Source organism: Flavivirga abyssicola, from assembly GCF_030540775.2.
GTDB classification, from domain to species: domain Bacteria; phylum Bacteroidota; class Bacteroidia; order Flavobacteriales; family Flavobacteriaceae; genus Flavivirga; species Flavivirga abyssicola.
This window is the reverse complement of sequence record NZ_CP141266.1, coordinates 3,961,670-3,983,739: the sequence shown is the minus strand read 5'-3', so window position 1 is coordinate 3,983,739 and position 22,070 is coordinate 3,961,670. Positions and strand designations below refer to the sequence as shown.

Sequence of the window (22,070 nt, the reverse complement as noted above, 5' to 3'; positions counted from 1 at the left end):
TGCTGAAACTTTCTTGGCAACATAAAAATTATAAACAATACTACCGACTACCGACCACTGACCACTGACCACTGATTACTGATTACTAAAATTAATCTTCTTCAAAAAATTCATTTTTAAAACCAATAAGATATAGTTTTTCTTTAGCTCTGGTTACTGCGGTATACAACCAACGCAAATAGTCTTTATCAATACCATTTGGCAAATAAGGCTGCTCAACAAAAACGGTGTGCCATTGTCCACCTTGCGATTTATGACAGGTAATGGCATAAGAAAACTTCACTTGAAGTGCATTAAAGTGTTTATTACCCTTTACTTTTATAAATTTTTTATACTTACTAGATTCATCTTCATAATCTTTCATAACTTCTTGGTATAACTTATTAGAATCTTCGAAAGGTAAAGATGGTGTTTCAGCTTCGATAGTATCTAAAAGTAAAACCGTTTCAAAAGGTCTCATTTTCGGATAATCTACCATACGTATTTTAACTTCTGCAAAACGGAAGCCGTAAAGCTCCTGAATACTAAAAATTTCAAGCACTTCTATAATATCACCATTTGCAATAAAACCAGCTTCAGTAGTTGGCTTAATCCAAAAGTAATTGTTCTTAACAACCATTAAATAATCGCCAGCAGAGAGTTCGCTTTCATTAAATAATATTCTATTACGTATTTGTTGATTATACAAATTAGCCCGTTTATTACTTCTCACAATAATGGCCGTTTCTTCCTTCCCTAAATCGCTATAAGCATCGTTAATAGCATCCATAATCTCATGCCCATCTATTAACCTAACAATATCCTTAAAGTCTGCCAAATCAAATTTAAAACTATCATGAACGCTATGTGATAAGGCCTCACGTAATACCGTTGCATTGGCAAGAATCCCAGAATCCTGCCCTTGCCTCACAACTTCGTCTAATTCCATTCTGGTAACTTCTTTGTTGTAATTTAAACTAAGAGCATCTTCATTTAAAGCAGGGCTAATATCTAACTTAACTGGTGGTAATTGAGCCGTGTCACCAATTAAAAGTAATTTACAATGATGACCGGAATACACATATTGAATTAAATCATCAAGTAACGAGCCATTTTCAAAAAGTTTTGAATCACTTGGCGTATCTGGTATCATAGATGCTTCATCAACTATAAAAACGGTGTTTTTATGCTTATTGGGTTGTAACACAAATCTAACACCTCCACCCTTTTCTTTCTTTGGGAAATATATTTTTTTATGAATGGTAAATGCTTCTTTTCCCGAATAATTAGAAATAACTTTAGCCGCTCTACCTGTTGGAGCCATTAAAACAGCACTTTTTTTAGCTTTCCATAAATTAGTCACAATAATCCCTACAATTGTAGTCTTTCCTGTACCTGCATAACCTTTTAGCACATAAAGTAAATTTGGTGCTTTGTTAAAAATAAACTCTGAAAGCTGTTGCAGAACAATATTTTGTTTTAACGTAGGTTTAAACGGGAACTGCTGGTTTATAAGGGAATAAAATTCTGATGACGTCATCTAAAGTTTCGACAAATTAAAAATTATTCAAAGATAGAAATGATTTTTACTCTCTTAGGTTTTTACGGTTAAAAAAAAATTGTAGATTTGCGAAAAGACTTTTAATTAATAGAACATCCTATGTTGACATTTATTCTTATCGCAGTAGCAGTGATATTGCTTACAATCGGCTTGGTAAAGCTGGTTGACAAATTCATACCTTCAAAACTTAAACCTGTTTTAACAATTGTACTTTGGTTATTAATTGGTTATCTAGGCTATCAAACATACATGTCCATTTATGAGCCTATTCAATTTAATAAACTTAAAAACAAACGTTATAAAGAAGTTATTACAAGTTTAATAGATATTAGAGATGCTCAACTTGCTCATAAACAAGTAACTGGTAAATTTTCTGGTAATTTTGAAAGCTTGATTAAATTTATAGACACCGCTCAATATACTATTACGCAACGTAGAGATTCTACTGTTATAGATGAACAATTAACCAAATTATATGGAGTTGACACTACTAAAGAGATTGTTATAGTTGATACTTTAGGTTTTGTTTCTGTTAAAGATTCATTATTTAAATCTTCTGATCGTTACAAATCCATGATGAATGTTCCTGTAGGTAAAGAAGGCGCTAAATTTAAGTTACAAGCTGGATATATAGGACAAAACGATATACAGATACCTGTTTTTGAAGCTTCTGTTAAAAAGGATGTTATTTTATTCGACCAAAATAAGGACCTTCTTATGCAAGAAAACCAAATTGTTTCGGTTGATGGCGTAAATGGAGATCAATTAGTAGTAGGTTCTATGGACGAAGTTAAAACTGTCGGGAATTGGCCGACAAATTATGACGCAGTTAAATAAAAACACTAATAAATTAACGAATCTAGAATTGTCCATTCAAATAAGTTTGAGTGGACTTTCTTTTTCTATACTGCAAAAAGATTCCAATAATATTTCTGTCTTAAAGCACTTCGATTTTAACAAAAGACTGACGCCTTTAGAGCTTTTAGACCGTTGTCAAAATATCTTCGATACAGAATCACATTTACAGGAATCATTTAATAACATCTGTGTAATTCATGATAATGAATTATCTACACTAGTACCTAAACCCTTATTTGAAGAAGACTGTTTAGCTGATTATTTAAAATTTAATTCTAAAATTCTTAAATCGGATTTTATTACCTACGATGATATCGTATTAAATGATAGTGTAAATGTCTATGTTCCCTATATAAATATTAATAATTTTATATATGACAAATTTGGAGCTTTTACTTTTAAACATGTTTCTACTATCCTAATTGAAGAAATTTTACAGATTGAGAAAAACACCAATACCCCTAGAGCATATTTAAACATTTGCAAAAATCATTTTGAAATAGTAATTATAGAAAAAGGTAAGCTATTACTATACAATACATTTGAATACACTACAAAAGAAGACTTTATATATTATGTTTTATTTACTGCAGAGCAATTAAATTTAAATCCTGAAACGTTAAATGTAGCTTTTATTGGTGATATAAAAGAAAGCGATGATGTATATCAAATTGCATATAAGTATATAAGAAATATAAGTTTTGGTGATCGAAATGATAACTATACATATAATGAAAACCCAAAGTATAATCATTCAGATTTCACTTTAATAAAAAGTTTTTGATGCGTATTATTTCTGGTATTTATAAAAGTAGAAAAATTGTTGCACCTAAAAATTTACCGGTGAGACCAACAACAGATATGGCTAAAGAATCTTTATTCAATATTTTAAATAATCTGTTTTATTTTGATGAGGTCTCTGTTTTAGATTTGTTTGCTGGCACTGGTAATATAAGTTATGAATTTGCATCAAGAGGTACCCAAAATATTACTTGTGTAGATCAAGATTATGGCTGTATTAAGTTTATAAACCAAACTGCCGAAGCTTTTGAAATGCCTATAAATACTATAAAAAGTGATGTTTTTAAATTTTTAGAAAAGTCCAATTTACAAACTGACGTTGTATTTGCAGACCCTCCTTATAATTTTTCAGAAGAACAATTTTCTAAAATACCGGAATTGGTTTTTCAAAACAACATGTTATTGGAAGATGGTATTCTAATTATTGAACACTCCAAACACACAGATTTATCTAATCTAAATCATTATAGTTATTCTAAAAGTTATGGTGGTAATATGTTTAGTTTTTTTGAAATAGCCTAAACCAGTGCGCTCCTTTTTTTGTTAATTCTTTTTTTTTCAGTACTTTAGATTCTATTCTTTAAAATCCCAGACTCTACACCCTACTATATTAAGAGTCTAAAAGCATATCTTTTCCCACAATTGCTTATGGCTTAGTTTGAGTGCTAACACTAACTTTAAAACCATAAACGAAATGAAAAAACTTCTTTTATTACTATTTACAGTGATTATTTTAATTGCTTGCGAAAAAAAAACACAGCGCTATTTTGCTGAATCTACTGAAATTGAAACGTTAAAAACCGGTATTAAAGCTTATGAAACCGGTGACTGGGACACATGGAAAGGCCATTTTGCCGATACTGCAAAAATATTTGTTAATTCTATTAAACCAATAACAGCAGAAAAAAGACTAGATGACTTAAAAGCTATGACTAGTGCTATGTCTACCTACGGTTTTAATCATGATAAAGAATACGTAGAAATGGTATTAGATAAAGATGATGAAACCTGGGTTTATTACTGGGCTTCACACAAAGGTACATTTGCAGCAAATAATAAAGAATTATTGATACCAGTACATTTAGCTGTACGATTCGATAAGGGGAAAATTATAGAAGAACACATTTATTTTGATGGTACGGCAATGAACCAAGAATTTGCCGCCATAGCAGCTGCAAAAGCCAAAGCTGAAGCTGAAAAAGAATAAAAACGACTAACTAACCAAATATTAAATTTATGAAAGCACTAAAAACAACTTTAATCCTAGCATTCATTTTATGCTTAACATGTAACCTATCGCAAGCACAACAAATGTTCCTGGTACACCAAGACAATGTAAAACCGTCAAAAATGATGGAATATGAGAAAATTGCTAAAGAATTCCATGCTGCCTCTGTAGAACATAATTTACAAACCAAATGGGTAACGGCAGTATCTAATGATTTTAGATATTTTTATATCACTCCTATTGAAAACTTTGCTGAATTAGATAAACGTCCAATGGCAGATATGGCAAAGGCAATGGGAGATAAATTTGGAGAAATGTTTGAACGTTATGATAAATGCTACAATTCGCACGGCTCTTACATCGTAGTACATGATGAAGAACTTAGCTATATGCCAAACGGCTCTAAAGAAGCAATAGAAGGAAAAAACTACCGCAAATGGTTTTATATGTATTATGCACCCAAAAATGCCAAAAAGGTAAAAGAAGGCATGAAAGCCGTTAAAGAACTATTTGCAAGCAAAGGATCCACAAATTACTACCGTATATACCGAAATGGATTTGGAGCCATGGAAAACTATTATCTGGTATCTGTTGCTGCTAAAGATGAAATAGATGGAGCAACACAAGCCAAGGCTAATGAAGACGTTTTGGGTCCGGACCGTTGGGAAACGTTTAGTAAAGTATTAAACAATATATCAAGAATGGAAGAATATAGTGGAGAAATGAGACCAGATTTATCCTATTCTCCCAAATAATCTAAAATATATTTATTACTAACCAATTATTTTTAATGATAAACCCTTTTCTATAATAGAAAAGGGTTTATTTATATTCAAGTAAATCTATAAGCCGAATTCTGTTCATCCTGAACTTGTTTCAAAATTGCTTAAAAACAAACACAAGAATACCTTATCATTTATCTGAGTATATTGTTACCAATATACTTTAGCTGCCTACCCTCCAGCATCGAGCGTGCAGCCCTCAAACACTGGTTTACATGACATTGCACCACATAGAGTTTACCTGATTTCACTACAGCATAACCTGTACATACTTTCTGTTGCACTTTTCCTAGCCTCACGACTGGTGGTAATTAACCACTATGTTGCACTACGGTGTTCGGACTTTCCTCCCCAGCACTGAACTTGTTTCAGTACCTTTTCAAATCAACTATATAGCCAATAAAAAAATGATTATGAAACAAATTCAGCACAAGAGCGATAAGGCAATCTACTTAAGCGCAAAATTACAATAAAGAAATTTTAAATATCAAAAAATAAGCAGAACTATTCATTTACTTTAAAATACTTTTGCTTTGTAGACTTATTTTTGAAATTTGTTAATAACTCGTTTTAAATTTTATGTGCTTTATCTTTAATTTTAAGTTGAATTTTTAACTTTGTTAAACATTATAATCAGCATCAAATAAATGCTAAGTATTAAAACAAGTTAATACAGGTAAATTCAGCAAAATTGGAACACTTTGTAGTATCAGCCAGAAAATATAGACCACAAACATTTAAAGATGTTGTGGGACAACAGGCTATTACAAATACTTTACTGAATGCAATAGACAATAACCATTTAGCTCAAGCCCTACTCTTTACAGGGCCTCGTGGTGTAGGTAAAACAACTTGTGCGCGTATTCTCGCTAAAATGATTAACAGTGATGGTACCGAAACTAATGATGAAGATTTTGCATTTAATATTTTTGAACTAGATGCAGCTTCAAACAATTCTGTTGATGACATTAGGAGTTTAACAGATCAGGTTCGTATACCACCTCAGGTTGGAAAATACAAAGTGTACATTATTGATGAGGTACATATGCTATCTCAAGCTGCTTTTAACGCGTTTCTTAAAACATTGGAAGAACCGCCTAAACATTGTATTTTTATTTTAGCAACTACTGAAAAACATAAAATAATTCCAACTATTTTATCGCGTTGTCAGATTTTCGATTTTAAACGCATTACCGTAAAAGATGCTAAAGAATATTTAAAATTTATTGCAGAAGAACAAGGTGTCACTGCAGATGATGATGCGTTACATATTATAGCTCAAAAAGCAGATGGTGCTATGCGTGACGCCCTATCTATTTTTGATAGAGTGGTAAGTTTTTCGGGTAAAAATCTAACCAGGCAAGCAGTTACGGAGAATTTAAATGTACTTGACTACGAAACCTATTTTACAAGTACGGATTTAATTTTAGAAAATAAGATTCCGGAATTGCTACTACAATTCAATAATACATTGTCTAAAGGGTTTGATGGACATCATTATATCTCTGGATTAGCATCTCATTTTAGAGATTTATTAGTAACTAAAACGCCTGAAACTATCGAATTACTAGAAGTAGGAGAACAAACCAAAACGAAATACTTAGAACAATCTAAAAAAGCTTCACAAGAGTTCCTCCTTCAAGGCATAAATCTAGCAAACGATTGCGATCTCAAATACAAAACCAGCAAAAATCAGCGCTTACTTATCGAGTTATGTTTAATGCAGCTTGCCTCTATCACTTTTGATGGAGAAAAAAAAAATAGCAGACATTACATAATTCCAGCTTCTTACTTTAAAAAGAAAGGGGTTACTCCTGTTCCAGTAACAGCTCCTAAGCAAGAACAAAATAATTCAGTTGCCGACAATTCAATAGAGGAAAATACTAAGACTGAATCAACTTATTCAAATAAAATAAAAGCTTTTCAAGTTAATGAGCCTCCAACAATAATTTTAAAAAAAGAAACCAAACGAGCTTCTGGTCTTTCATTAAGTAGCATAAAAGCTAAAAAAGAACATCTTATTAAACAAATGGATGTTGTTATAGAAGAAGAAGATTTACCTAAAGAAAGTTTTACTGAGAAAGAACTTGTAAATGTTTGGAATACTTATATCGAAATAATAAGAGGTAAAGGGAAACATAATTTAGCTTCAATATTGTCTATAGATACTCCAAAAGTTAAAGAAACAACGGTTTATTTAGAGTTTCCAAACGCCACAAATAAGGTTGAGGTAGAACGTAACCAATATGATCTTTTGGCTTATATTAGAAAGTCTTTAAACAACTATGACATTAGCTTATCGATTAGTATAAACGAAGTCATGGAGAAAAAATATGCTTATACTACCGCGGAGAAGTTTGAAAAATTAAAAGAGAAAAATTCTAATATTGATATATTAAGAAAGACTTTCGATTTAGATATATAAACTGTTTAAAATGAGAATATTAATTTTTATTATTTTAACTTCTATCATAACCTTAACAAGCTGCAATGGTAGAGAAAGGAAATATAAAACTAACGCGGAAGTTTTAAAAGAAAATAAACTTTTAGAGTCCTTTACTGAAGAGATAAAGTTTGTTCCAAAAACATATACTGAAATTAAAACAGATACTATTTTAAGCAATGGGTTTAAGATTAAAATGAGCTATCATTCTTTAGAAAATGATTTTGTTTTAGAATCCAGAACATTGAAAAATGACTCTATAGCTAAAATTCATCACAAAAATTTTGAAGCACAGCTTCTTGTATCAAAAGACAATGTTATTATCAATAAAAGCTTAATTAACAAAAGACTTTTTTATGAGTTTGAGAACGCTTCATTTTGGGCAAGTGCCATTATGCAATTTGTATGGGTAGATCATGAGGCCTCTAATAAAAACACACTTTGCTTAAATACTTCTTTTTGTGTTCCAAATACAGATAAATGCAAAGATTTCACTCTTAAAATTGATGAATTTGGAACCATACAAATTGAAGAAGTACATATTTTTTCTAATACTATTTAATAATGCTAGGACTTAAACTTCCAACAGATCCACGTTGGGTAAACATTGTAGAAAAAAATATTGAAGAAATACTTACAGACCATGCTTTTTGCGAACAAAAAGCAACAAGTACAGCCATTTCCCTTATTGTAAGCTTTCCGGAATACACGGAATTAGTACAAGAAATGACAGCTTTAGTAAAGGAGGAAATGAGTCATTTTAAAATGGTACATGATAAAATTATTGAACGAGGGTGGGTTCTTGGACGTGATAGGCGCGATGATTATGTCATTCAGCTTGTAAAATTCTTCCCTAAAGGAGGTAGCAGAACGACGCAACTAGTACATCGTTTACTATATGCTGCATTAATTGAAGCAAGAAGCTGTGAACGTTTCAGATTACTTTCAGAAGAGCTTCAAGATAAAGAATTGGCTACCTTTTACAGGAATTTAATGGTTAGCGAAGCCAATCATTACACTATGTTTTTAGGTTTTGCCCGTAAATATGGAAATAAAAAAGAAGTTAATGCCAAATGGCAACAACTTCTTGAATATGAAGCGAAAATTATGTCTAACCTAGGCAATACAGAAGCTATACACGGTTAAAATTTATAACCTATACCTATTTGTATATTTGAGTTTTTGGCTTCAACTAATAAATCGTCGTCAAAAATATTGGAGAAACCATATGTATATCGTACATCTGCAAATATGGCATAGTTGATTTTATATTCTACACCGGCAACACCAGAATAAGCAAAATTCTTAACACCATCTTCTTCTTTGTGTACTTTAAGCCCAACCTGTGGTCCAGCTCCTATATGAATTTTTTCACTCAATCTAAACTTTAAGAAAATTGGCGCTTGTATATAATCCAAATGTAAAGGTTCTGCATTGGCTCCTTCAGCAGAAAACTGTATTTCTGGCATTACAGAGATTGTTTTAGATAAACCGATGTTTGCAAAAAAACCAATATACATACTATTCCTATGCTCATTTATGACACCAGTAGTATTATCGAAGTCTAAGTTTGAAATATTAAGACCTCCTCTAACACCATATTTTACATCTTGAGAAAAGCCATAAATTGAAAAACTAAATAGGATTGCTAACAGTAAAAATTTTTTCATAATAAATTAGGTTTGGGATATAATTTTAAGCAATTATACTGGGTACGAATATATATTATAAAATTAAAAAACGACAACTATAAAAGGTGAAGTGCACAATTTTACTGTGTATTGCTAGAAACAGTATCATAGTAAATACTTTTAATTATACCATCAGCTAAACCAATTTTTGGCACATAAATGTTTTTTGCCCCACTCCATTTCATTGAAGAAAGGTAAATTCGCATAGCAGGAATAATAACATCTGCCCTATCTTGATTTAAACCCAATTCTGTGATACGTTCTTCATAAGAATAGCTTTGTAATGTCTGATAATATGAAGATAAATAGAAATAAGTAAGCGGTTTACCAATAGCTTTACCAGATATTTTAAAGATTTTATTAATATTTCCACCAGAACCAATAACTTCAATTTTGTGGTAAGATTTTGCATGCCTACCAATCCACGCTTCTAGCTCTATCCATGATTCCTTTGTAACGATATCATTAAGAAGTCTAACAGTACCTATTTTAAAAGACTTTGAAGCCACTTGTTTTCCTCTATGTATTACCGTAAATTCAGTGCTACCACCACCAACATCAACATATAGATAGGTCTTGTTATTATCTATGTACTTATGTAAATCGGTTGCTGCTATAATAGCGGCTTCTTCCTTACCTTTAATAACATCTATACTTATTCCTGATTCTTTTAAAACTAAATCGACCACTTCTTTACCATTTTTTGATTCTCGCATTGCAGAAGTAGCACAGGCTTTATATTTTACTACCTTATGAGATTTCATCAACAATTTAAATGCAACCATGGTATCAACAATGCGTTGCGTGTTTTCCTTAGAAATTTTATTTTCTATAAACACATCGGCTCCTAAACGTATGGGTACACGAACTAATGAATTTTTCTTGAATTGTACAGGTTTCCCCTTTTGTTCAATTATATTTGAAATAAGTAACCTAACAGCATTAGAACCAATATCTATAGCTGCGAATTTCTTTATATTTAGCATACTACCCCTCTAACTTTTTTAAATAATAATCATACATAGCAAATTGGGACCTTACTTTTTCGTTATCATTTATTCTATAATTATTTTCTTGTGATTCTCCCAATAATCTTGCTTTAACATTATCGCTCCAGCTAATATTAAACGTCTCAATAATTTCTTGCTTAATATCTTCATCATAAATAGGACAGCTCACTTCTACTCTATTATCAATATTTCTTGTCATCCAATCTGCAGAAGAAATATAAATTTTGGAGTTGCCATTATTACCAAATATATACACTCTGGAATGTTCTAAAAATTTATCTACAACACTAATAACTTCAATGTTCTCACTCATTCCTTCTATTCCAGGAATTAAACAACAAATCCCCCTAACTATCATTTGAATTTTCACACCTGCTCTGCTTGCTTCATAAAGCTTGTCTATCATTTTATAACTGGAAATACTGTTCATTTTCAATCTTATACAGCCCAAGTCTCCATTTTTAGCGCTTTCAATTTCAGCGTCTATTAACTTAAAAATTGCTTTTTGAGTGTAGTGAGGTGATGTTATTAAATGTTTATAAGTGAAAATTTTATAATTGGTCTCAAAGAAACTAAAAATTTTATTCACATCTTTTAAAATACGCTGGTCTGAAGTAAACAATGTATAATCTGTATAAATTTTTGCAGTAGATTCGTTAAAGTTTCCTGTACTTATAAACCCATATCGTTTTAGTTTTTTTCCTTCTTCTCGTTCTATAACACACATTTTACTGTGTACTTTTAAACCTGCCACCCCAAATATTAAATTAACACCTTCATCTTCCATTTGCTGAGCATAATCAATATTTGCCTGTTCATCAAATCTGGCACGTAACTCTATAGATACTGTAACAGACTTACCATTTACAGCTGCATTAATAAGTGAACTCGCTATATGTGAGATTTGAGCTAAACGATAAATAGTAATCTTTATCGTTTTTACATTCGGATCTAAAGCTGCCTCTCGTAAAAACTTAACAACATAGGAAAAAGTTTGGTAAGGCGCCTGAAGCAAATAATCTTTTTGCTTAATAGCTTCAAAAATACTAGCTTCTAAACTAAGTCCTTTAATAGGTAAAGCTTCAATTTTATCGTAAAGCAGGTCGTTTCTTCCTAAGCTAGGAAACCCCATGTAATCTCTTCTGTTATGATATCGGCCCCCGGGAATAATACTATCTGTATCATCAATTCCCATTTTGGTCATTAAATACTCTAAAGTTTCTTTATCTATTGTTTTATCATATACAAAACGAACGGGTTCTCCAATTTGCCTATGTTTAACACTATCAGATATTTTCTCTATGAAACTTTTACTTAAATCGCTTTCAAAATCCAATTCCCCATCACGAGTAATTTTAATCATATGAGCAGAAATACTCTTATAATCGAAAATATTAAAAATATCACTTAAACAATGACGAAGTAAATCATCAATCATTATAAGATAACTCTTTTCTCCTTCTTTTGGTAATTCAACAAACCGATTAAAGGTTTTTGGTATTTCTATTAAAGCAAACTGTCTTTCATCATTAGACATTACCATCCTAACTGCTAAATAGGCCCCACTATCTTTTAAATTTGGTAGAACGACAGAATCGTTCAAAATAATAGTCACTAATGCTGGGCTAACATGTGTTAAAAAGTATTTCTTTATAAAGTCATGCTGCGCTTTATCAATTTGAGTCTCATCAATGATGTAAATGTTTTCATCCTCTAACCTTTGATGAATGGTGCTTAATATTTCTAAACTTTTACTCTGCTGTTTAATTACAATTTGAGTTATAATCTCCAATAACTCTTTGGCTTTAATCCCTCCCAAGGCATTCTTTCCACCTTTTCCAGCATCGACTATACGCTTAACCGTGGCATATCTAACTTTAAAAAACTCATCTAGATTATTAGAGAAAATACCTAGAAACCTCAAACGTTCAATTAATGGTACATTTTTTTCATCCGATGCCTCTTGTAAAACCCGAGCATTAAACTGCAACCAACTTATTTCTCTGTTTACGTAATTATTATCTTGTAATTCTGGTTTTGTCATTTAGAAAAATTAATGGGTTAGAATATATACACAAATATATTCTATTTAAGCTTAATATTATTAGTAAAAAACATTATGAAATGGTAAGATTTTTTAAACGGTAAATTGTTACGTTGATACCAATAATCTTTAAAAATTAAGTATAAACAATATTATTTTAAATCTCTAGGAAATAATGTTTGTATGGTCTTCCCTTGATTTAAATTTTTCCAATTTACAATATCAAACTCTATAACAACCACTCCACTAGTAGGAACATTATCTATTATGATGCTTCCATAAGTATTTACAAAAGCCGTAATGGCATGGTTATGTCCAAAAACCATGAGTGTATCAACAGAATCATCACATGATTTAATAACTTCAATAAGATGACTTCCAGAAAAATCATATAAATCATGATTTAAGTGAACAATACTTTCATCAATATTCAGGTTAGAGATAAAAATGTCTGAAGTGGTTTCGGCACGCATAGCATCGCTTGACAAAACTAAATCGACCTTTAAACCGCTTCCTTTTAAGTTTTCTGAAACTAAATCGGCATCTTTAAAACCTCTTTCATTAAGTGGTCTTTCATGATCTATCACATTATGTTTCCATGAAGATTTAGCGTGTCTTACTATAATTAATTTTTTCATAAAAATCGATTAAGTGAGAATTTTCATCGGTTAAAATAGTTTTTTTATCGATGAAACTCAATTTATTTACTCTGCAAAATTAGTTAAAAATCAGCATACATGAAGCTTCTATTATATGTTAAAACAGTTAAAGCTTAGGGTACATAAACAGTAGGAAAACACTCCGAAACCGATAAAAAACTTATTATACCGATCAAAGGATTCTCAAAAGCTTTTAAACGAATTTATAAGTGATTTACCATTTATTTTTGAACAGATTGTTGCATATGTGTTCTTTTGTAGCACCTACTTAAACATTACAAAGTTATGAACCTGAATCTAAGATCATATAAAATTACAACATTGTTAAACAATGTTATTCCCTCACAGTTTTTTCCCTCGAAAACTTTTTTATTGTTTTTATTAATCCTCAACCTTAGTACCTCAATGTGACTATTTTGACACTTTGGTGTTTATTATATATAGTTTAAAATAAAATAATTTTATTAAATCATGAAACATAAATTGACTCTAACTCTTTACTCTTTTCTATTAGTGTGTTGCTTTTCATTATGTATAAATGCACAACAACATGCATTTGATTTAAATATAGTTAATTATAGTGATAAACCAGATGCTAATATTGAGCATTTACATCTTCTATCCCTTACTAATAATTCAAATAAGGTGTTGAATTATAGCATTTCAAGTCAAGAAATAATATGCAAAACTGAATATGATGATGTTGTTAGTAATAAAATAGGTGATGTAGATAATAATGAAGAGGTTGTTGTTAATGAAAAAAACTCATCTAGCCTAACTGTTGAAATCTATAATAAAGCATTAAGCAAAAAGATTGATAAAATGATTTTAAACCCAAATGAATCAATTGAGTTTTATGTTAAAATTACACGCCATAACAATACAGAAATGGGGACATTGAAATGTTTTAAAATAGCCACACATCTCTTGGATAATGAAAAAGCCGGAAAATATGTCATAATAAGAACTTTTATTCCGAACCCAAACATTTTAAGACACTAAAAATTTATAAAAAATATTAATTAGTTAATTAAAGGCTTATGAAAATCTTTACTAAACATATAAACTATCATAAAGTAATATTGATAGTTTTGCTATTAATAAGTGCTTTTGCTCAAGCCCAGTTAAAAAAGGCTTTTACCCCTCGTTTTAATGAAGCTGTAAATGGAGATTTCACTATTATCGCGAATAACATGATTTCTACAACGGCAACTGGTAATTATAATGGTGGAAACGATAATGACCAATTTTCCAACCTTGTATATGTAGATATTGATACAGACGATACGACATTCAATTCAAGTAGTGCTAATTTTGTTAATCCCGCTCCTACCGCAAGTTGTTTAACAATAAAAAAAGTATTATTGTATTGGGCTGCAGCAGATCAAGAACCAAATGAGTTAGATCCAAATTCTGAAAATCAACCTGATTGGAATTATAATGATATAAAACTTATGCTTCCATCGGAAACGGCATATACTACATATACAGCAGATGAAGTTATCTATAGAGGTCGGGAAGATCATATAGGACCGCCTCACAATGGACATTTTAGTAATGATCCATATATCTGTGTAAAAGACATTACAAGTTCTGTTGTCAATTTAATCGACAATAATATAAGTCCTTATGGTAGTTATCTAGTTGCTAATGTTGAAGGGAAAATAGGTAGTTTAAATGATCATAACAATAATTTACCTACTGGTGTCTCTGGGGGTTGGCAAATAGTATTTGTATATGAAAGCCCTCTATTACCATTAAAGAATATTTCAATCTTTGACGGATACGGACATGTTGTTAATGGACAGGGTAGCTATAATATTGACTTTAATGGTTTTCAAACTGTACCGACTGGTGATGTAAATGCTAATATTCTTATTGGTGGTTTAGAAGGTGACTTAGGTCTAGATGGTGATAGGTTACAAATAGAAAACACATCTAATACTTTTGTTGACTTATCGACATCGCCAACAAGTCCAATTAGAGATACTAATAACTTTTTTAATAGTAAAATTACAATTGATAATGCAAATTTCACGAATAGAACCCCTGCTAGTACTAATACTTTAGGTTTTGATGCTGCAATTTTTCAATTATCAAACCCTAGCAATACTATTATTGCTAATAATCAAACTTCAGCGACATTTAGATTAGCATCTAACAAGGAAACATATGGATTGTTTTTATTGGGTTTATCTGTAGATGTTTGGTCTCCAAATTTAGGACCTATTCATTTAACACTAGACACACCTACAACCTCTCTAAATCCTGGAGCAAGTTTTGGAGCTAGTTTTACTGTTGAAAACAAAGGAAATGATGATGCCAAAAGTTTAGAAATTTCTACTACACTCCCCCCACAGGTAACATTAGTAGAACCTATAAGCCCTGCTCTTCCCACTGGAATTACTTATAACTATAATACAGGAACTAACTTATTAGAGTTTTTCGTTGCTGATGGTGTTGCTGATGCTGGAGCTGCAGCTGTAAATGTTGATTTTGATTTAGAAATTAGAGATGAGTGTTATTTTTTAGAAACCAGTTGTGACCTTCAATTTAACTTACAATTAGAGGCTTCCTACACTGGAACTCAAGATCCTAGTCCTCAATCTGTAGTGAGTTCTGCAAATCTAGATGATTGTGGAGTGGGAATATTAGACCCAATAGTTATTGACGTAATACAGCCTACAATATCTTGGCAAACACCTATTAATGGCTTAGACGCAACTATTGAATGTAGTGACGCTACAGGCTTAACTACTGCACAAGCTTTAGAACCAGTTACAAACAAATGTAACTTAACATTAACAAAAACACCTGGAGCATTTGTTCCTAATCCAACTTGCCCTAGTAGTGGGACATATACTAATACGTGGAATTTTACTGATGCTTGTGGTGTTACTATTGGTGATTATATACAAACCATCACCGTTAACGATACCACGGACCCTACCGTATCAGGTACGATCCTAGAATCTACGGTTGAAGGGTGTACTGCAGCTGATGCTACTGCTCCTGTAAATACAGTAGCTGCTCTTGAAGCTCTTGGGCTTACTATAGAGGATAATTGTACCAGTGATGCTAACCTTACCGTAACCAATTTGGATACTGCTTCCGGTTCTTGTCCTATTGTAGTTACCAGAACATATACCATTGCAGATGCTTGTGGCAACTCGACTACGGCCTCTCAAACTATAAATGTCAACGATACAACGGTACCGACAGCTTCCAACCCTGTTACCATTACAGTGCCGGGCGGGCCTATACCTGCCCCCGATGTAACCGTGGTGACAGATGAAGCCGATAATTGTACCGCGAGCCCTACAGTTGCTTTTGTGTCGGACGTATCCGATAATGGTGACTGTCCTGAAACCATCACTAGAACTTATAGTGTAACGGATGATTGTGGTAATACCATTAACGTGACGCAAACTATTTTAATTACGGATCCTATATTACCTACGGCCTCGAACCCTGCCGGTATAGATGTGCAGTGCATCGGTGATGTTCCTGTACCGGATGTGACGGTCGTGACGGACGAAGCGGACAACCAAGGCACTCCCGTAGTTGCCTTTGTTTCGGATGTCTCTGATGGAAATTCCTGTCCTGAGGTGATTACCAGGACTTATAGTGTAACGGATATTTGTAATAATACAATTAATGTTACCCAAACCATCACCGTTAACGATACCACGGACCCTACCGTATCAGGTACGATCCTAGAATCTACGGTTGAGGGATGCTCTGCAGCTGATGCTACTGCTCCTGTAAATACAGTAGCTGCTCTTGAAGCTCTTGGGCTTACTATAGAGGATAATTGTACCAGTGATGCTAACCTTACCGTGACCAATTTGGATACTGCTTCCGGTTCTTGTCCTATTGTAGTTACCAGAACATATACCATTGCAGATGCTTGTGGCAACTCGACTACGGCCTCTCAAACTATAAATGTCAACGATACAACGGTACCGACAGCTTCCAACCCTGTTACCATTACAGTGCCAGGCGGGCCTATACCTGCCCCCGATGTAACCGTGGTGACAGATGAAGCCGATAATTGTACCGCGAGCCCTACAGTTGCTTTTGTGTCGGACGTATCCGATAATGGTGACTGTCCTGAAACCATCACTAGAACTTATAGCGTAACGGATGATTGTGGTAATACCATTAACGTGACGCAAACTATTTTAATTACGGATCCTATATTACCTACGGCCTCGAACCCTGCCGGTATAGATGTGCAGTGCATCGGTGATGTTCCTGTACCGGATGTGACGGTCGTGACGGACGAAGCGGACAACCAAGGCACTCCCGTAGTTGCCTTTGTCTCGGATGTCTCTGATGGAAATTCCTGTCCTGAGGTAATCACCAGGACTTATAGTGTAACGGATATTTGCAACAATACAATAAACGTTACCCAAACCATTACCGTTAATGATGTTACAGATCCTACCGTAGCTGGTACGATTTTGGAATCCACGGTTGAAGGGTGTACTGCAGCTGATGCTACTGCTCCTGTAAATACAGTAGCTGCCCTTGAAGCTCTTGGGCTTACTATAGGTGACAACTGTACCAGTGATGCCAACCTTACCGTGACCAATTTGGATACTGCTTCCGGTTCTTGTCCTATTGTAGTTACCAGAACATATACCATTGCAGATGCTTGCGGCAACTCCACTACGGCCTCTCAAATTATAAATGTCAACGATACAACGGTTCCGACAGCTTCCAACCCTGTTACCATTACAGTGCCGGGCGGGCCTGTACCTGCCCCTGATGTAACCGTGGTTACAGATGAAGCCGATAATTGTACCGCAAGCCCTATAGTTGCTTTTGTATCGGACGTATCGGATAATGGAAATTGTCCCGAAACTATCACTAGAACCTATAGCGTAACCGATGATTGTGGTAATACAATCAGCGTGACGCAGACCATTCTAATCACGGACCCTATACCGCCTACGGCCTCGAACCCTGCAGGGATAGACGTACAGTGTATTGATGATGTTCCTGTACCGGATGTGACGGTCGTGACGGACGAAGCGGACAACCAAGGTACTCCCGTAGTTGCCTTTGTTTCGGATGTATCCGATGGAAATTCCTGTCCTGAGGTAATCACCAGGACTTATAGTGTAACGGATATTTGCAACAATACAATAAACGTTACCCAAACCATTACCGTTAATGATGTTACAGATCCTACCGTAGCTGGTACGATCCTAGAATCAACGGTTGAGGGATGCTCTGCAGCTGATGCCACTGCTCCTGTAAGTACAGTAGCTGCTCTTGAAGCTCTTGGGCTTACTATAGAGGATAATTGTACCAGTGATGCTAACCTTACCGTGACCAATTTGGATACTGCTTCCGGTTCTTGTCCTATTGTAGTTACCAGAACATATACCATTGCAGATGCTTGTGGCAACTCGACTACGGCCTCTCAAACTATAAATGTCAACGATACAACGGTACCGACAGCTTCCAACCCTGTTACCATTACAGTGCCGGGCGGGCCTATACCTGCCCCTGATGTAACCGTGGTGACAGATGAAGCTGATAATTGTACCGCGAACCCTATAGTTGCTTTTGTGTCGGACGTATCCGATAATGGTGACTGTCCCGAAACCATCACAAGAACCTATAGCGTAACGGATGATTGTGGCAATACAATCAACGTAACGCAGACTATTCTAATCACGGACCCTATACCGCCTACGGCCTCGAACCCTGCCGGTATAGATGTACAGTGCATCGGTGACGTTCCAGCACCGGATGTGACGGTAGTGACGGACGAAGCGGACAACCAAGGTACTCCAGTAGTTGCCTTTGTTTCGGATGTATCCGATGGAAATTCTTGTCCTGAGGTGATTACCAGGACTTACAGCGTAACGGATATTTGCAACAATACAATAAACGTTACCCAAACCATCACCGTTAACGATACCACGGACCCTACCGTATCAGGTACGATCCTAGAATCAACGGTTGAAGGATGCTCTGCAGCTGATGCCACTGCTCCTGTAAGTACAGTAGCTGCTCTTGAAGCTCTTGGGCTTACCATAGGTGACAACTGTACTAGCGATGCAGACCTTACCGTGACCAATTTGGATACTGCTTCCGGTTCTTGTCCTATTGTAGTTACCAGAACATATACCATTGCAGATGCTTGCGGCAACTCCACTACGGCCTCTCAAACTATAAATGTCAACGATACAACGGTTCCGACAGCTTCCAATCCTGCTGATATTAATGTAGAATGTCTAGCAGATGTACCTGCTCCTGATGTAACCGTGGTTACAGATGAAGCTGATAATTGTACCGCAAGCCCTACAGTTGCTTTTGTGTCGGACGTATCCGACAATAATACATGTGCAGAAAGAATCACAAGAACTTATAGTGTAACCGATGATTGTGGTAATACTATTAATGTAACACAAACTATTATTATTAATGATACTACCCCTCCAGTACTTACATTACCAGCTAGTCAAACCGCAGAATGTAGTGATGACTTGTCTCCAATAGCTTTTGGTTCAGCTACAGCTATAGATAACTGTGATGCCAATCCAACAATCACTTTTAATGATGTTAGAACAGACGGACTATGTCCTGGTAGTTATACAATTACTCGTACTTGGAAAGCTGAAGATGCGTGTGGAAACGAAATAACTGCAGATCAAGTAATATCTACATCAGATACAACTGCTCCAGAATTTGTTCAAACAACACTTCCTGGAAATATAGCAGTGGAATGTAGTAGTGATGTCCCTCTTCCAGAAGATTTAGATGCTACAGATAATTGCGGAACAGCTTCCGTTAACGTTGTAGATGAAAGAATTGATGGAAATTGCGCTAATAATTATACTATTAGACGTAGTTATATAGCTACTGACGAATGTGGTTTAACTAAAAGTCATATTCAAACAATCATAGTTGAGGACAAAACTCCTCCAGTGTTTGAACAAACAACACTTCCTCTACCTAGTATAACTGTAGAATGTGATGCTATACCAAATGCAGAGGAGTTAACAGCAACAGATAACTGTGGAGATGCTTCTGTTAATGTTGTAGATGCTACAACTCCAGGTGATTGCCCTAACAATTATACAATTACTCGTACATGGACAGCTACCGATGAATGTGGTTTAACAACTACACATATTCAAGTTATAACAGTTCAAGACACTAAAGCTCCTGAACCAACATCAACTTTTGAAGAAACATTAAATGTTAGTTGTACTGATATACCAGATGTTCCAGAATTAACTTTTACCGATAACTGTTCAAGCAATATTACAGTTGCATTCAATGAAACAAACTCATATGAGGAAAATGTATTTGCTGATTATGAAATTGTTAGAACCTGGATAGTAAGAGATGAATGTAATAATGAAGAAACTTACACTCAAACACTTTTAGTAGCACTTGATGAAGTTGTTACAGATTTATCTGCTCCAGACTGGTGTTATGATGAAGGTGCCATTAATATGAATAATTTGTTACCTAGTGACCTCAATACAAATGGTACATGGGAATTATTGGAAGGTGATCCTGCTGCAACATTAAACGGTAGCATATTCGACCCCTCAAACCTTGAATTAAGCGCAGACTTCTTACCAGAAAGTGGTGGAATTGATTACAGATTCAGATATACAACTACAGACAATGGCTGTATAAGCATTACTGAAGTTATTATGAATGTACATGCAGATTGTGTTGTATTGCCTTGTGGTGAGAATGATATAACGATTTCAAAAGCTGTCACTCCAAATGGTGACGATAGAAATGACTTTTTCTATATCTCGGGTATTGAATTGTGTGGGTTTACTGCCGAAGTAAAAATATTTAATCGTTGGGGTGCTTTAGTTTTCGAATCTAATGCCTACCCACTTATAAAAGGAGTGGATAGATACAACAAACCTCCATCTGGCAGTTGGGAAGGTACTGCACATAAATCATCCGTTGGAAATGCTGGTAAAGTACCAAATGGAACATATTATTATATAATAACCTTAAAAGATAGTGGATTGAATCCTATTACAGGACCTGTTTACTTAGGAACCAAATAAAAAGCATAACCTATGAAACTTATTAAACATAACATAATCGCTATTGCATTGTTAAGTTGTACGGTTGGAATTGCACAACAATTACCGCAATTCACACAGTATATGTACAATACAATCTCAATAAACCCTGCTTATGCAGGAAGTAGAGAAGCTTTAAGTATTGTTGGATTACATAGAAGCCAATGGGTTGGTTTTAAAGGAGGTCCTATAACACAAACACTATCTGTACACACACCTCTTAGGAATGATAGAATTGGATTAGGACTAACTTTTATTGAAGATGATTTAGGTCCTCAAAACTACTCATACTTATATGGAGATTTCTCATATACTATTCCTACCGGGAGAAGTGGAAAATTAGCCTTTGGTTTAAAAGGAGGGTTTACCGGTTATAGTTTTGACCAGGATTTCATAAACGATCCTACAATAGTTGAAGACGATTTTTTTAGCGGCACAGAAAACCGTTGGGCTCCTAATATTGGTGCTGGTGTCTATTATCATACCAACAGATTCTATGCAGGCTTGTCTGCACCCAGAATATTAAACACTGATGAAAATAAACAAGGTGATTATAAAGCTTTAGAGCGTATTAGCTACTATTTCACACTAGGAGGCGTACTCGACATAAGTAAAAGTTTCAAATTTAAGCCTGCCGGTTTAATAAAAGCAACTAATGGGGCGCCCTTATCGTTCGATCTTACCGCTAATTTCTTATACAATGAGAAATTCTGGATAGGAGGGTCTTACAGAATTAATGAAAAAACGGCCGCTATTGGTGGTATCGCTGACTTTCAGGTTTCAAGACAATTACGTGTAGGCTATGCTTACGAAAAACCTATTTCGGACATAGCTAGTTACACTACAGGAACTCATGAAATATTACTTATATATGAGTTTAAATTCTTAAGTTCTAAATTAAAATCACCAAGATATTTCTAATAAGGCTTTTTA

16 protein-coding genes and 1 other RNA gene are annotated in these 22,070 nt (G+C 34.2%); 11 read left to right on the top strand and 6 right to left on the bottom strand.

What is annotated here, in order from left to right; translation table 11 throughout:
• Positions 1 to 91: 91 nt before the first annotated feature.
• Complete coding sequence (locus Q4Q34_RS16605; protein WP_303317538.1) at positions 92 to 1,519, bottom strand: ATP-dependent DNA helicase; 1,428 nt, start codon at positions 1,517 to 1,519, stop codon at positions 92 to 94.
• A 120-nt stretch (positions 1,520 to 1,639) separates the two neighbouring features.
• Between Q4Q34_RS16605 and Q4Q34_RS16600 the strand changes: the two genes are divergently transcribed.
• The 5 genes from Q4Q34_RS16600 (at position 1,640) to Q4Q34_RS16580 (ending at position 5,182) form a co-directional block, all read left to right on the top strand.
• Complete coding sequence (locus tag Q4Q34_RS16600; protein WP_303317537.1) at positions 1,640 to 2,377, top strand: hypothetical protein; 738 nt, start codon at positions 1,640 to 1,642, stop codon at positions 2,375 to 2,377.
• Positions 2,361 to 3,182 (top strand): DUF3822 family protein, encoded by an 822-nt coding sequence (locus Q4Q34_RS16595; RefSeq protein ID WP_303317536.1) that lies wholly within the window; start codon positions 2,361 to 2,363, stop codon positions 3,180 to 3,182. The genes Q4Q34_RS16600 and Q4Q34_RS16595 overlap by 17 nt, the downstream gene beginning before the upstream one ends.
• On the top strand, positions 3,182 to 3,721 hold the full coding sequence (gene rsmD, locus Q4Q34_RS16590) for a 16S rRNA (guanine(966)-N(2))-methyltransferase RsmD (protein WP_303317535.1): 540 nt from the start codon (positions 3,182 to 3,184) through the stop codon (positions 3,719 to 3,721). Before Q4Q34_RS16595 ends, rsmD begins: the two co-directional genes overlap by 1 nt.
• 172 nt (positions 3,722 to 3,893) lie before the next feature.
• On the top strand, positions 3,894 to 4,406 hold the full coding sequence (locus tag Q4Q34_RS16585; protein WP_303317534.1) for a nuclear transport factor 2-like protein: 513 nt from the start codon (positions 3,894 to 3,896) through the stop codon (positions 4,404 to 4,406).
• Positions 4,407 to 4,435: 29 nt separating this feature from the next.
• Positions 4,436 to 5,182 (top strand): hypothetical protein, encoded by a 747-nt coding sequence (locus Q4Q34_RS16580; protein ID WP_303317533.1) that lies wholly within the window; start codon positions 4,436 to 4,438, stop codon positions 5,180 to 5,182.
• 74 nt (positions 5,183 to 5,256) lie between these two features.
• On the opposite strand, the gene rnpB is transcribed toward Q4Q34_RS16580, so the two are convergent.
• Positions 5,257 to 5,575: RNase P RNA component class A (gene rnpB, locus Q4Q34_RS16575), an RNA gene on the bottom strand.
• 325 nt (positions 5,576 to 5,900) lie between these two features.
• On the opposite strand from rnpB, the gene dnaX reads away from it, so the two are divergent.
• The 3 genes from dnaX to miaE are packed head-to-tail and all read left to right on the top strand — an operon-like array spanning position 5,901 to position 8,798.
• A complete protein-coding gene (gene dnaX, locus Q4Q34_RS16570; RefSeq protein WP_303317532.1) occupies positions 5,901 to 7,634 on the top strand; it encodes a DNA polymerase III subunit gamma/tau in 1,734 nt (577 codons plus the stop codon).
• Positions 7,635 to 7,644: 10 nt separating this feature from the next.
• Positions 7,645 to 8,214, top strand: coding sequence for a hypothetical protein (locus Q4Q34_RS16565; protein ID WP_303317531.1), 570 nt, complete (start codon positions 7,645 to 7,647; stop codon positions 8,212 to 8,214).
• A gap of 2 nt (positions 8,215 to 8,216) precedes the next feature.
• Entirely contained in the window at positions 8,217 to 8,798 is a 582-nt protein-coding gene (gene miaE, locus Q4Q34_RS16560) for a tRNA-(ms[2]io[6]A)-hydroxylase (protein ID WP_303317530.1), read from the top strand.
• Here miaE and Q4Q34_RS16555 read toward each other — a convergent pair.
• From Q4Q34_RS16555 to Q4Q34_RS16540, 4 genes are all read right to left on the bottom strand, one after another.
• Positions 8,795 to 9,322, bottom strand: a complete 528-nt coding sequence (locus tag Q4Q34_RS16555) for a porin family protein (RefSeq protein WP_303317529.1) — start codon at positions 9,320 to 9,322, stop codon at positions 8,795 to 8,797. The two genes, miaE and Q4Q34_RS16555, sit on opposite strands and share 4 nt — an antisense overlap.
• Positions 9,323 to 9,423: 101 nt before the next feature.
• On the bottom strand, positions 9,424 to 10,329 hold the full coding sequence (locus tag Q4Q34_RS16550; protein WP_303317528.1) for a Ppx/GppA phosphatase family protein: 906 nt from the start codon (positions 10,327 to 10,329) through the stop codon (positions 9,424 to 9,426).
• Position 10,330: 1 nt separating this feature from the next.
• A complete protein-coding gene (gene ppk1, locus Q4Q34_RS16545; protein WP_303317527.1) occupies positions 10,331 to 12,397 on the bottom strand; it encodes a polyphosphate kinase 1 in 2,067 nt (688 codons plus the stop codon).
• Positions 12,398 to 12,549: 152 nt separating this feature from the next.
• Complete coding sequence (locus Q4Q34_RS16540; protein ID WP_303317526.1) at positions 12,550 to 13,035, bottom strand: SixA phosphatase family protein; 486 nt, start codon at positions 13,033 to 13,035, stop codon at positions 12,550 to 12,552.
• A 492-nt stretch (positions 13,036 to 13,527) separates the two neighbouring features.
• Between Q4Q34_RS16540 and Q4Q34_RS16535 the strand changes: the two genes are divergently transcribed.
• From Q4Q34_RS16535 to Q4Q34_RS16525, 3 genes are read left to right on the top strand one after another with little or no spacing between them, the layout of a single operon-like run.
• Entirely contained in the window at positions 13,528 to 14,058 is a 531-nt protein-coding gene (locus Q4Q34_RS16535) for a hypothetical protein (RefSeq protein WP_303317525.1), read from the top strand.
• Between the two features lie 38 nt (positions 14,059 to 14,096).
• Positions 14,097 to 21,119, top strand: coding sequence for an HYR-like domain-containing protein (locus Q4Q34_RS16530; protein WP_303317524.1), 7,023 nt, complete (start codon positions 14,097 to 14,099; stop codon positions 21,117 to 21,119).
• Positions 21,120 to 21,131: 12 nt separating this feature from the next.
• On the top strand, positions 21,132 to 22,058 hold the full coding sequence (locus tag Q4Q34_RS16525; protein WP_135878374.1) for a PorP/SprF family type IX secretion system membrane protein: 927 nt from the start codon (positions 21,132 to 21,134) through the stop codon (positions 22,056 to 22,058).
• Positions 22,059 to 22,070: the final 12 nt, after the last annotated feature.